Genomic DNA, 12,638 nt, shown 5'->3' with positions numbered 1-12,638 from the left:
ATGCAAGACCGCCCAAATGCGTACGCCGGTCCTCGTCCCCGGACCGCGAATCAGCACCATAGCGCTTGCTGGAATCGGCGTGAAGAATCAATCAGCGCAAAAATAAAGCCGAGCGAAAAGTCAATCGCCCGGCTTCAATATCTAGTGGTAACCTCCGCTTTGGTTAATAGCGGTAGTGTTCCGGCTTGAACGGTCCCTGCGGGGTCACGCCGATATAGGCGGCCTGTTCGCCCGACAGTTCGGTCAGGCGGGCACCGAGCTTGTCGAGATGCAGGCGCGCGACCTTTTCGTCGAGATGCTTCGGCAGGACATAGACCTGATTCTCGTACTGTCCGGGCTTGGTGTACAGCTCGATCTGGGCCAGCACCTGGTTGGTGAACGACGCCGACATGACGAAGCTCGGGTGACCGGTTGCGTTGCCGAGATTGAGCAGGCGGCCTTCCGACAACAGGATCATCCGCTTGCCGTCCGGGAAGGTGATCAGGTCGACCTGCGGCTTGACGTTGGTCCATTTCAGGTTGCGCAGCGCCGCCACCTGGATCTCGTTGTCGAAGTGACCGATGTTGCCGACGATCACCATGTCCTTCATCGACCGCATGTGGTCGAGGGTGACCACATCCTTGTTGCCGGTGGTGGTGATGATGATGTCGGCCGTCGGTGCGGCATCTTCGAGCGTGACGACTTCAAAGCCGTCCATCGCCGCCTGCAGCGCGCAGATCGGATCGACTTCGGTGACCTTGACGCGGGCGCCGGCGCCCTTCAGCGAGGCCGACGAGCCCTTGCCGACGTCGCCGTAGCCGCAGACAACCGCGACCTTGCCGGCCATCATCGTGTCGGTGCCGCGGCGAATGCCGTCGACCAGCGATTCCTTGCAGCCATATTTGTTGTCGAATTTCGACTTGGTCACCGAATCGTTGACGTTGATCGCCGGGAACGGCAGCAGGCCCTTCTTCTGCAACTGGTAGAGTCGGTTGACGCCGGTCGTCGTCTCTTCGGTGACGCCGCGGATCGCCGCCGTCTGCTTGGTGAAGAAGCCGGGCGATGCCTTCATGCGCTTCTTGATCTGAGCAAACAGGATCTCTTCCTCTTCGCTGCCCGGATTGGACAGGACATCCTCGCCGGCTTCGGCGCGGGCGCCGATCAGGATGTACATGGTGGCATCGCCGCCATCGTCGAGGATCATGTTGGAGGTGCCGCCATCGGCCCACTGGAAGATGCGGTCGGTGTAGACCCAATAGTCCTCGAGTGTCTCGCCCTTGATGGCAAACACCGGAATGCCGGCTTCAGCAATCGCGGCAGCCGCGTGGTCCTGGGTCGAGAAGATGTTGCAGGAGGCCCAGCGGATGTCGGCGCCAAGCGCCTTCAGCGTTTCGATCAGCACCGCCGTCTGGATGGTCATGTGCAGCGAGCCGGTGATGCGCGCGCCCTTGAGTGGCTTCTTGTCGCCGAATTCTTCGCGGCAGGCCATCAGGCCCGGCATTTCGGTTTCGGCGATCTCGATTTCCTTGCGGCCCCAGCCGGCAAGCGAGATGTCGGCGACCACATAGTCCTTGCTACCCGTCATGGCAGTGCTCCGATGTGAATTATCTGCGGGATGCGCCCACGCCGGAAGGCATGTCGAAGGGCGCGAATTGCCGGCCTGACTAGCAGATCGCCGGTCGCACGACAATGGGATATAAAGAAATCTTTATTCGTGCATGTCTTTGGAAGCGCCTTAGGCTTCCTCGCCGAAGCGCGACGCGACCAGCTGCTCCAGCGCGTCGATGACCTGCTCGGCTTCGGGCCCGCTGGCGGTGACGCGGATCGAATAGCCGGGGCTTGCCGCCAGCATCATCAGGCCCATGATCGAGGTGCCGCCGACCTTGACGCCGTCCTTCTCGACATGGACCGAGGCGTTGAAGCCGCTGGCGACCTGAACGAACTTGGCCGAGGCGCGCGCATGCAGCCCGCGCTGGTTGACGATCGGAAACTCGCGGACGACCTGGTCCCTCTCCGGCAACAGCGCGTTCATTTGCTGCTCAGAAGCTGGCTGGCGACGTTGATGTATTTGCGCCCCGCAGCCTGCGCCTCGTCGAGCGCGGCGGTCATGTTGTCGCCCTTGCGAATGCTGGACAGCTTGATCAGCATCGGCAGGTTCATGCCGGCGATGACTTCGGTACGGCCGGATTCCATCACCGAGATGGCCAGATTGGAGGGCGTGCCACCGAACATGTCGGTCAGCACGATGACGCCCGACCCGGTGTCGACGCGCGCCACGGCGTCGACGATGTCGCTGCGTCGCTGCTCCATATCGTCATCGGCGCCGATCGCCACGGTTTCGAAATTGTCTTGTGGCCCCACGACATGTTCCACGGCATGGCGGAACTCGGCGGCCAGTTGACCGTGCGTTACAAGCACGAGTCCGATCATTCGTTGGTGGCTCCCGTCATCGCCGCTTCACAGGCATATTTTATGCTCGCCGGCCATTCCAGGCGGCGGGAGCGCTATCTTGTCGACGCGAGGCGCGTTGACAAGCCCAAAATTGCGCCGACCTACGCCATTTTGACGCATTGCAGCAAAAAATCCAAACCGGATCATATGAAAGGCGCAATCGACAGCCGCGCCATTACGGCCGGCAAGGCCGTCGCAACGTTGCGCTCGATTAGATCGATCCGCGGTACCGGACAGCCCGCGATCGGCTCGCTGAAGTCTTCCTGAAAGCGGTCCCTCTCATGCTTCGGCACCAACCGGATATGGAGGTCGATCACCCCGCCCGGCTCGAACGGCAGCGGTCGCGGCATGAAACCCGGCACTTCCGCGAGGCCGGCAATGGTCGCGGGTACGCGGCAGATCAGCCGCCCGGCGCGAGCGGCCGCAAGCAGCCTGTCGTCCCCGATCAGCCGTGAAAACAGCCCTCGCGCCCGGCAATGGTCGATGAGCACCAGCGCCAGTGTCGTTTTGCCGGCGCCGGACGGTCCGGTGATGAGCACACCGCGTTCGCCGATCAGAAGCGCCGTTCCGTGAATGTTTTCAGCCTCAGTGACCGGCTCAAGCGTGTTCTTGTCCGAAAACCGGTTCCCACTTTTCACTGCGTGGACCTTCGGTTCGAGATCATCCCTCAGCCTTCGGCCGGCAGCGTCACGACGAAGCGCGCACCTTTGATCTCGCCGGGCTTGGTGCCCGGGATGTTCTCGGCGGTCAGCGTGCCGCCATGGGCTTCGACGATCTGCCGGCTGATCGATAGGCCGAGGCCTGAATTCTGGCCGAACGCCTCGCCGGTCGGCCGGTCGGTGTAGAAACGTTCGAAGATGCGGTCGATGTTGTCGGCCCGGATGCCGGGGCCGTTGTCATCGATGGTGACGATGTTGAACTTGCCGGCGCGCGCCAGCGACATGGCGATGTGACCGTGTTCCTCGGGAACGAAGGAGCGGGCATTCTCGATCAGATTGGTGATGACCTGGCCGATCCTGAGATCATGGCCGACGACGAAGTAGCCTTTGACGCCTTGCGGCAGTTTGGCGACCTTGAATTCGATCTCGACCGCCTTCTTGTTGCGCGTGGCTTCGCGCGAAACGGCGACGAGATCGGTGATGAACTTCTTCAGGTCCACCGTTCCGGCATCTTCACGCGCCAGTTCGGCATCAAGGCGGGAGGCGTCGGAAATATCGGTGATCAGACGGTCAAGCCGCCTTACATCGTGCTGGATGATCTCCATCAGCCGGCTGCGCGAATTGTCGTTCTTGGCCAGCGGCAGGGTTTCCACCGCGCTGCGCAGCGACGTCAGCGGGTTCTTCAGCTCATGCGACACGTCGGCCGCAAAGCTTTCGATCGCCTCGATGCGGGCGTAGAGCGCATTGGTCATGTCGCGTATGGCGATCGACAGATTGCCGATCTCGTCCTGCCGGTCGGAGAAGTCGGGGATTTCCTCACGGTTCTTGACGCCGCGCCGCACCCGCACCGCCGCTGCCGACAACCGGCGCAACGGGTTGGCGATGGTCGAGGCCAAGAGCATCGACAGGATGGCGGTGACAAGGGCAGCAATGCCGAAGACGCGCAGGATCGCCCTGCGTTCGGCCGCCACGATCTTGTCGATGTCGCCGCCTTCCGTCGACAGCATCAGCACGCCGAGAACGGCGCGGAAACGCTGGATCGGCACGGCGACAGAAACGATCTGCTCGCCCTGCTCGCTGATCCGCACGATGGTCGATGGGCTGCCGGTGAGCGCCTTGACCACTTCCGGAAACGCGGCGCCGTTGCCGCCCGGCTGTTCGTGATAGACCGGCAGTTCGGTGTTGCGGAAGAAATCGAAGACGAATTTTTGCATCCGCTCGACAAGATCAGGCTCTTCCTCCTCGACTGGCGGCAGGTCGTAGCGAAGGATCTGGCCGCGCGAATAGAGATGGCGCGAATCGAGCAACAGATTGGCATCGCGGTCGTAGATGCGGGCGCGCGTCCGCGTCGGCGAAATCAACCGCCTGAGCACCGGCGCCACGCGTTCCGGATTGATCGGGAAATCCAGATTGTCGAGCTGGTCGGAGCCGGGTCCGAGGCTTTCGCCGGCTTGCAGCTCAAGCAGTTTTTCCGGATCGATGCTGATCGAATCGGTCTCGACCGTCGCCGACGCCGCAATTGCGCCGGCGATGATCTCGCCCTGGGTCATCAGGCTTTCGACGCGGGCATCGATCAGCCCGTCGCGAAACGTTTGGAGATAGAGGATGCCGGTGACCAGCACGGCAAGGCCGGCAAGGTTGAGGAAGAGGATGCGCCGCGTCAGGCTGGAAAAGATATGGTGGCCGAGGAATCGGCGCATCGGCACCGTTATTCTCGACAGGAATGCGGGCAGAATCCGCGACCGCCTGACAGCGCCCGTCCGCCTGCTCCGCTCGACATCCACTGCCATCGAATAGCAGCTCCCGCTCAACTTATGCTTCGCGGAACCGGTATCCGACTCCGTAAAGGGTTTCGATCATCTCGAAGTCATCATCGACGGCCTTGAACTTCTTGCGCAGCCGCTTGATGTGGCTGTCGATGGTGCGATCGTCGACATAGACCTGTTCATCATAGGCCGAATCCATCAGCGCATCACGGCTTTTTACCACACCGGGACGCTGGGCCAGCGAATGCAGGATCAGGAACTCGGTGACGGTTAGCGTCACCGGCTCGCCCTTCCAGGTGCAGGTGTGACGTTCCTGGTCCATGACGAGCTGGCCGCGTTCGAGCGAGCGAGCCTGCTGGCTGGGCGTCTTGGCCGCCGCCTCGCGGGCGCTGGCCCGGCGCAGCACGGCGCGGACCCGCTCGACCAGAAGACGCTGGGAAAAGGGTTTGCGGATGAAATCGTCGGCGCCCATCTTGAGGCCGAAAAGCTCGTCGATCTCGTCGTCCTTCGACGTCAGGAAGATGACCGGCAGGTCGGACTTCTGGCGCATCCGGCGCAGAAGCTCCATACCGTCCATGCGCGGCATCTTGATGTCGAGGATGGCAAGATTCGGCGGGCGCGCCGCCAGGCCTTCCAGTGCTGACGCCCCATCCGTGTAGGTCTCGACGCGATACCCCTCGGATTCGAGGGCAATCGACACCGAAGTCAGAATGTTGCGGTCGTCATCGACAAGCGCGATTGTTGCCATTTCAAGCGGCTCCCTCATGAGCTGTCCCTTCTTTCGTAGAGAAGGGGCTTTTGCAGGACAAATTAGGTACAAAATGTGGCATAGGCTTAGACCGCTGTCACGAGCGGCATGCCGGCGGCCTCAAACGCACCTCTACACGGATTGGACGAACAGAGACTGCCAATCCTTTGGGCAACCACCCAACTTTTCGCACATATAAACGATTTAAACAACTTTCAAAATTTTTAAATCGATTAATGATTTGATATCATTCGGCTTTTCTGGTTCTGACCCTTCAGCCCCTGCAATGGGGGTCTGGAAATTCGCCGGCAAGATGCGGCAAATCGAAAGAAGGGACACCCATGTCGGAAGTCGGCAAACGCAATCCCGCATGCGCGATCGATCGGATCGGTCTCAAAACTTCAGGCGTGGTGCGCTATAATTTCGGCGCGGGTCAACTTTACGAGCAAGCGATCGGCCGCGGCGAGGCCCGGCTGACCGCACATGGCGCGCTGGTCGCCGAGACCGGGCAGCATACCGGCCGCTCGCCCAAGGACAAATTCGTCGTGCGCGACGAAACCAGCGGGCCCCATGTCTGGTGGGACAATAACAAGGCGATCGCGCCTGCCCAGTTCGAGACGCTGCTTGCCGATTTTCGCGCCCATGCAGCAGACAAGGACCTCTATGTGCAGGACCTCATCGGCGGCGCCGACGAAGGGCTGAAGCTGACGACCAGGGTGGTGACCGAACTGGCCTGGCACTCCTTGTTCATTCGCAATCTGCTGATCCGCCCCAAAGCCGCCGAGCTCGAGAATTTCGTGGCTGAGATGACGATCATCGACCTGCCATCGTTCCGCGCCGATCCCGTCCGCCACGGCACCCGCACCGAAACCGTCATCGCTGTCGATCTTGCGCGCAAGATCGTGCTGATCGGCGGCACCTCCTATGCCGGCGAAATGAAGAAGTCCGTGTTCACCATGCTCAACTATCTGTTGCCGGCGAAGGGTGTCATGCCGATGCATTGCTCGGCCAATGAAGGGCCTGACGGTGACGCCGCCGTCTTCTTCGGCCTGTCGGGGACCGGCAAGACGACGCTGTCGGCCGATCCGTCGCGGACATTGGTCGGCGACGACGAGCATGGCTGGGGTCCGCACGGCATCTTCAATTTCGAAGGCGGCTGCTACGCCAAGACGATCAAGCTCTCCGCCGAAGCGGAGCCGGAGATCTTCGCCACCACCCGGCGTTTCGGCACGGTGCTGGAGAATGTCGTGCTCGACGCGGATCGCGTGCCGGATTTCGATGACGGCCGGCTGACCGAAAACACCCGCTGCGCCTATCCGCTCGATTTCATTCCCAACGCCAGCAAGACGGGCCGTGCCAGCCATCCGAAGAACATCATCATGCTGACCGCCGACGCCTTTGGCGTCATGCCGCCGATCGCGCGGCTGACCCCGGCGCAGGCGATGTATCATTTCCTCTCCGGCTATACGGCCAAGGTGGCCGGAACCGAAAAGGGCGTCACCGAGCCCGAAGCAACGTTCTCGACCTGTTTCGGTGCGCCGTTCATGCCGCGCCACCCGTCGGAATACGGCAATCTGCTGCGCGAGCTGATCGCCCGCCACGACGTCGATTGCTGGCTGGTCAACACCGGCTGGACCGGTGGCGCTTACGGCACCGGCCGTCGCATGCCGATCAAGGCGACGCGGGCGCTCCTCGCCGCCGCGCTCGACGGCTCGCTGAAGACGTCCGGCTTCCGCACCGACGCAAATTTTGGTTTCGAGGTGCCGGTGGCGGTTGCCGGCGTCGACAACTCCATTCTCGATCCGCGATCGACCTGGGCCGACAAATCAGCCTATGACCGGCAGGCGGCAAGGCTGGTCGGCATGTTCGCCGTCAACTTCGAAAAATTCGAACCGCATGTCGACGCCATTGTGCTGGGTGCTGCGCCGCGCATGCGTGAAGCTGCGGAATAAGGCGCTTCCGGCATCTCGAACGCATCCTGAGGCCCGATCCCGATCGGGCCTTTTCTTTTTTCATCCGCCGCGCCATGACTGCGGCATGAATGCCGACGACAAGATCATTATTGCCGACGATGCGGTGATCCATCCGGGCGACCTGCACGAGGATTTCATCCGCTCGTCCGGTCCGGGTGGCCAGAACGTCAACAAGGTGGCGACGGCGGTGCAGTTGCGCTTCGATGCCGCCAATGCACCGGGACTGTCGGAGCGCGTCCGCGAGCGAACCATAAAGCTCGCCGGCCAGCGCGCCACCAAGGACGGCGTTATCGTCATCGAGGCCGGCCGCTACCGCACGCAGGAGCAGAACCGGGCGGATGCGCGTGCAAGGCTGACGGCGCTGGTCGCCAAGGCCGCTGAACCGCCACCGCCGCCGCGCAAGAAGACGAGGCCGTCGAAAGGTGCGGTCGAGCGGCGGCTGAAGAGCAAGGCCGGGCGCGGCACAATCAAGAAATTGCGCGGCCGGGTGGAGAACGATTAATCGCCGCGCCAATTGCGTGGGCGAACGGCTTTCAATTCAGGGTTGCGAGTGGCAAGTAGCCTGACAGGAATCGATCGCGGCCCAAATCGACAACGGCGGCTTTCGGGTCGCCGTTTTCATTTGATGGTGGCATTGTGGATTTTTGCCAGACCAACCGGATCGACCGACCAATCTCATGCTCGTTCTGCCCAAAGGCGTCCGCCACATGCCCGGTTACCTGTCGCGTGCCGTACAGGAAGTGCTGGTCGACGATGTGAGGAAGGTCGTGCAGGAGGCCCCGCTGTTCGTGCCGGCCATGCCGCGCACCGGCAAGGAGATGAGCGTGCGGATGACCAATTGCGGTGCGCTCGGCTGGGTCACCGACAAGGAGCATGGCTATCGCTATCAGCCGACCCACCCTGTCACCGGAACGCACTGGCCGCCGATCCCGGAGCTGCTGATGCAGTTGTGGCGAGAGGTTTCGGCCTATCCGCAGCCGCCGGAGGCCTGCCTGGTCAATTTCTATGCGCAAGACGCCAGGATGGGCCTGCACCAGGATCGCGACGAGACCGATTTCTCGGCGCCCGTGGTTTCCGTCTCGCTGGGTGACGATTGCCTGTTCAGGGTCGGCCAGACGACGCGCGAAGGGGCGACCCGATCGTTCAGGCTGAAAAGCGGCGATGTCGTCGTGCTTGGCGGTGAGGGCCGCCTCTGCTTCCACGGCGTCGACCGTATTTACCCCTCGACCTCGGCGCTGCTGAAGAACGGCGGGCGCATCAACCTGACGCTGCGCCGGGTGAATTTGCCTTGAAGGAAGTGTTGAGTGCATTCCTGCACTCACTGTTCTTTAAAATATATATGCCATTCTAATATAATAATCTTTCGAATCTCGGTGTCTTTCCCCATGTCTTCCGAAATTGTGCAGCGCCTTTCGCATGCGAACCGGTTTTCGACGTGGCTCGCGCGCGAGAAGCGCCGTAATGCGACGATCTATGCGACGATCTTTGCATTCGTCCTCCTAACCTGGCTGGTCGCGACAATCAGGGGCGATTCGATCTTGCCCCATATTTTTGAGTATACCGGCCGAATTGTGCGCTTTTTGCCTTTGTTGGGCTCTATCCTCGTTGTCGTTGTCGGTTCCTATGCGCTCGTTCAGGGCCGCCATGGGTCACCGGTCAGCATCGCGGTCGCTACCCTCAAAGGTATGTCGAATACCCTTGCGCGTGGTTTCTGGGCTTGCGTGGTGTTGGTTCTCTTCATGGCGGCATTTCTCTACAATAAAACGATGATTCCGATTGTCGCCCCCTTCCAGTGGGACGAAACTTTCGCCCAATGGGATTCAAATCTCTTGGGTGGGTATCAGGCTTGGCAAATCATTCAGCCGATTGTCGGCACGCCTTGGGTCACCCGACTTTTAGATATTGCGTACACCCTCTGGATACTGATGGTGTTCTTGTTCTGGGTGGGGCTGCTTGTCAGCCCGTGCGTGCCTGAGCGGCTCCGTCTTCACTACTGGAGGGCGACGGTCATTTCCTGGATCCTGATCGGCCTGGTCATGGCAACGTTGTTCTCTTCTGCAGGGCCTTGTTACTTCGCGGAAATGGTGCCGGGCGCGCCCTCGCCATATGCCGATCTGAAGCGCTATCTCGACGAGGTTGCTGCGATCTATCCGCTGTCATCATCCTCGACGAAGGATTTTCTTTGGCAGGTCTACATTGGCCAAGTCGACTTGCCCGGTGGCATCTCGGCCATGCCCAGCATGCATAATGCGCAGGCGGCATTGTTTGCTGCAGTCGCATACTCCATCGATCGCAGGTTCGGTCACGCCATGCTGGCCTATGCGGTGCTGATCTTCTTCGGCTCGATCCACCTCGGATGGCACTACGCCGTGGACGGCATTGTCGGCATTGCCGCGGCACTCGTCATCTGGTGGGTTTGCATGAAATTTGGCCAGAGACGAGCGACACCCCTCTCGTGACCTGGAACATCTCGCAGTTATTCCCGCGAGAGTTCCACTATCATCAGTCGGACGCGCAACAAATCTGACGCTGCGGGGGGTGACGTGGCCGAGACACTAACCGAATCTACAGATTTTCCCCCTAAAAAGCCCCAAGCATTGCAACGCCGGCTCGGGACAATGACAGACAGCAGTGTCGTCTTCCGTCAACTGTGGACTGCCACCAACGGAGTAATCCCGCTGGTTCGCCGGGATTCCGGCCTTTATCTGTTCATTGCCATCTACACATTGGCCGGACTGGTGTTTCTGCATGCGATCGGCGCGGCCGACCGCAGTGCGTATTCGATATATTTCGGGCGCTGGATACTGCTGAACGGCGTAATGCTGCCGGTCTTCGCCATTCTTGCCGATGTGAGCCTGCTCATGCACCGCTTCGATGGCAGGCGCCGTCTGGCAGCCAAACATGTGTTTTCGACATCGCGGCTGGCGTATTCGCTCTCGGGTCTATGCCTCCTGATGGCGCTCATGATCTTTCAAGGCACATTCACTTCCGTGAAAAATGGCATGCCGGTCTGGCAGGATGGCTTTCCATTCGATGTGACACATGCCGACATCGACGCTTTCCTGCATTTCGGCGCCGATCCGTGGCGCTGGCTCTACCTGGTCGCTGAAAATGATTTCGTGCGGACGGCCGTCGAGTGGAATTACAACGTCCTCTGGTTCGTCCTCAATTTCGGCGCCTTGTTCTTTGTCGTGACGTCGCCCCGGACGGCGTCGGTTCGAACGCGCTATGTGGCCTGCTTCATGATGGTTTGGGTTGTCGTCGGCAACATCCTGGCTGGGCTGTTCTTGTCGGCTGGTCCGGCGTTCTACGGTGCGGTCACGGGCGACACGGCACGGTTTGGCGAACAGCTGGCATTCCTGGCCCACGGCGCCGCATCACACAACTCCGCCGTCTCCTATCAGCAATATTTGTGGACGCTGCATGAGGCCAGGCAGACGGGTTTCGCATCAGGCATTTCGGCCTTTCCCAGCGTGCATGTCGGGTTGGCGATGCTCAACGCGCTTTTTGTGTGGGAGTACAATCGCCGCCTCGGCGCTGTAGCGTTCGTCTATGTGGCCTTTGTCGCCGTCAGTTCGGTCTATCTGGCCTGGCACTATGCAATCGACGGCTATGCCGCCGCCGCTGTCGCAATCATGGTCTATGTCGTGGCGCGCAAACTCGTCCCCGCCGATCGGCCCTATTTGCGGCTTCTGGCGCAGGACACGCAGTCGACCGATAGATATCGTGAACCGCCCGGAGGCGGCCGTCACAGTTTCCTGAGCGCCACTTCCTCGACCAGATGGTTGGCGCCCTTGCGCAGGATGAGATCGGCCCGCGCCCGCGTCGGCACGATGTTCTCGCGCAAATTCTTCAGATTGATGTTGGCCCACAGGCCCTCGGCAATGGCCCGGGCCGAATCCTCGGAAAGCTGCGAATAGCGGTGGAAGAAGGAATCCGGATTGCGGAAGGCGGTTTCGCGCAGCCGCATGAAGCGGGCGATGTACCAGTGATGGATCAGTTTCTCATCGGCATCGATATAGATGGCGAAGTCGAAGAAGTCCGAAAGGAACGGCACGATCTTGCCGTCCTTCGGCAGTTTGCCCGGTTGTAGGACGTTGATGCCTTCGAAGATCAGGATGTCGGGCCGGTCGATGGCGACGAACTCGCCGGGAATGACGTCATAGGTCAAATGCGAATAGACCGGCGCACGGACATTGCGCTGCGCCGACTTGATGCCCGACAGGAAGCGCAGCAGCGCGCCGACATCGTAGCTGTCGGGAAAGCCCTTCCGCTCCATCAGATTGTCGCGGCGCAGAACCTCGTTGGGCAGCAGGAAACCATCGGTGGTGACGAGATCGACTTTCGGGCTCGAGGGCCAGCGCGCCAGCAATTCCTTCAGCACGCGCGCCGTGGTCGATTTGCCGACCGCGACGGAACCGGCAATTCCGATGATGAACGGCGTCTTGACCACATCGAGCGCGTTGAAGAAGACCTGGCGCTGCCTGAACAGCAGCTGGCTCGCCTCGACATGCGCCGACAGCAGCCGCGACAGCGAAAGATAGATGCGCTTGACCTCTTCGAGGTCGACCGGGTCGTTCAGCGAACGCAGGCGGTTGATCTCGTCTTCTGTGAGCGTCAGCGGCGTGTCGGCGCGAAACTGCGACCACTGCTCGGCCGAAAAGAAACGGAAGGGTGAATACTTCTCGGTGGGAGCGAGCTGATCCATCGAGTTTGCTACCCTCCGCAGCGGTTGGCGCCTCAGGGCCGAGACGCCTTTTCGGCGATGCCCGAGCGCCCGGTGCGCCCTTCGAGCTCCTTGAGCACCTCGCTAAGCGGAATGCCGGCGATGCCGAGAACGACGAGCCAATGATACATAAGATCGGCACTTTCCGAAACGAGAGCTTGTCGCTCGCCCTTGACGGCAGCGATCACCGTTTCGACGGCTTCCTCGCCGAGTTTCTGCGCCGCCTTGTCCATACCGCGCGCGAACAGCTTTGCCGTCCACGAATCCGGGTCGCCGGACTGCGCGCGCTCGCGGATGATTTTCTCCAGATCGGGGAGCGAAAACTCAGCCATGGCG

At 61.0% G+C, this 12,638-nt stretch carries 12 protein-coding genes and 1 pseudogene; 5 read left to right on the top strand and 8 right to left on the bottom strand.

The window, feature by feature from the left end; translation table 11 throughout:
* Window positions 1-163: 163 nt before the first annotated feature.
* From ahcY to LHFGNBLO_RS07595, 6 genes are all read right to left on the bottom strand, one after another.
* Window positions 164-1,564, bottom strand: a complete 1,401-nt coding sequence (gene ahcY / locus LHFGNBLO_RS07620) for an adenosylhomocysteinase (RefSeq protein ID WP_258605594.1) — start codon at window positions 1,562-1,564, stop codon at window positions 164-166.
* A 150-nt stretch (window positions 1,565-1,714) separates the two neighbouring features.
* Complete coding sequence (locus LHFGNBLO_RS07615) at window positions 1,715-2,011, bottom strand: HPr family phosphocarrier protein (RefSeq protein ID WP_258605592.1); 297 nt, start codon at window positions 2,009-2,011, stop codon at window positions 1,715-1,717.
* Window positions 2,008-2,409 (bottom strand): PTS sugar transporter subunit IIA, encoded by a 402-nt coding sequence (locus tag LHFGNBLO_RS07610; RefSeq protein ID WP_258605591.1) that lies wholly within the window; start codon window positions 2,407-2,409, stop codon window positions 2,008-2,010. Before LHFGNBLO_RS07610 ends, LHFGNBLO_RS07615 begins: the two co-directional genes overlap by 4 nt.
* Before the next feature lie 164 nt (window positions 2,410-2,573).
* Window positions 2,574-3,068, bottom strand: a complete 495-nt coding sequence (locus tag LHFGNBLO_RS07605; protein WP_258605589.1) for an HPr kinase/phosphorylase — start codon at window positions 3,066-3,068, stop codon at window positions 2,574-2,576.
* Window positions 3,069-3,097: 29 nt separating this feature from the next.
* Window positions 3,098-4,879 (bottom strand): sensor histidine kinase, encoded by a 1,782-nt coding sequence (locus tag LHFGNBLO_RS07600; protein WP_319944217.1) that lies wholly within the window; start codon window positions 4,877-4,879, stop codon window positions 3,098-3,100.
* Window positions 4,880-4,901: 22 nt separating this feature from the next.
* Window positions 4,902-5,603, bottom strand: coding sequence for a response regulator transcription factor (locus LHFGNBLO_RS07595; RefSeq protein WP_013528337.1), 702 nt, complete (start codon window positions 5,601-5,603; stop codon window positions 4,902-4,904).
* Between the two features lie 341 nt (window positions 5,604-5,944).
* Between LHFGNBLO_RS07595 and LHFGNBLO_RS07590 the strand changes: the two genes are divergently transcribed.
* The 5 genes and pseudogenes from LHFGNBLO_RS07590 to LHFGNBLO_RS33460 form a co-directional block, all read left to right on the top strand.
* Window positions 5,945-7,555 (top strand): phosphoenolpyruvate carboxykinase, encoded by a 1,611-nt coding sequence (locus LHFGNBLO_RS07590; RefSeq protein WP_258605586.1) that lies wholly within the window; start codon window positions 5,945-5,947, stop codon window positions 7,553-7,555.
* An 85-nt stretch (window positions 7,556-7,640) separates the two neighbouring features.
* Window positions 7,641-8,078 carry an alternative ribosome rescue aminoacyl-tRNA hydrolase ArfB gene (arfB, locus tag LHFGNBLO_RS07585; RefSeq protein WP_258605585.1) on the top strand — a complete coding sequence of 146 codons (438 nt, stop codon included), beginning with the start codon at window positions 7,641-7,643 and terminating at the stop codon, window positions 8,076-8,078.
* Window positions 8,079-8,253: 175 nt separating this feature from the next.
* Window positions 8,254-8,868, top strand: a complete 615-nt coding sequence (locus LHFGNBLO_RS07580) for an alpha-ketoglutarate-dependent dioxygenase AlkB family protein (protein ID WP_258605583.1) — start codon at window positions 8,254-8,256, stop codon at window positions 8,866-8,868.
* 93 nt (window positions 8,869-8,961) lie between these two features.
* Entirely contained in the window at window positions 8,962-10,035 is a 1,074-nt protein-coding gene (locus tag LHFGNBLO_RS07575) for a phosphatase PAP2 family protein (RefSeq protein ID WP_258605581.1), read from the top strand.
* A gap of 159 nt (window positions 10,036-10,194) precedes the next feature.
* Window positions 10,195-11,211: pseudogene (locus LHFGNBLO_RS33460) on the top strand (phosphatase PAP2 family protein); the annotation flags it as partial.
* 113 nt (window positions 11,212-11,324) lie between these two features.
* Here LHFGNBLO_RS33460 and coaA read toward each other — a convergent pair.
* Together coaA and LHFGNBLO_RS07560 are read right to left on the bottom strand one after the other, a co-directional pair.
* A complete protein-coding gene (gene coaA, locus LHFGNBLO_RS07565) occupies window positions 11,325-12,284 on the bottom strand; it encodes a type I pantothenate kinase (RefSeq protein ID WP_258605580.1) in 960 nt (319 codons plus the stop codon).
* 32 nt (window positions 12,285-12,316) lie between these two features.
* Window positions 12,317-12,634, bottom strand: a complete 318-nt coding sequence (locus tag LHFGNBLO_RS07560; protein ID WP_258605578.1) for a phosphoribosyl-ATP diphosphatase — start codon at window positions 12,632-12,634, stop codon at window positions 12,317-12,319.
* Between the last annotated feature and the right edge of the window lie 4 nt (window positions 12,635-12,638).

Origin of the sequence: Mesorhizobium sp. AR10, from assembly GCF_024746795.1 — a bacterium.
In the GTDB taxonomy this organism is placed as follows: domain Bacteria; phylum Pseudomonadota; class Alphaproteobacteria; order Rhizobiales; family Rhizobiaceae; genus Mesorhizobium.
The sequence above is the reverse complement of the archived record's forward strand: the minus strand, read 5'-3'. Positions and strand labels throughout refer to the sequence as shown.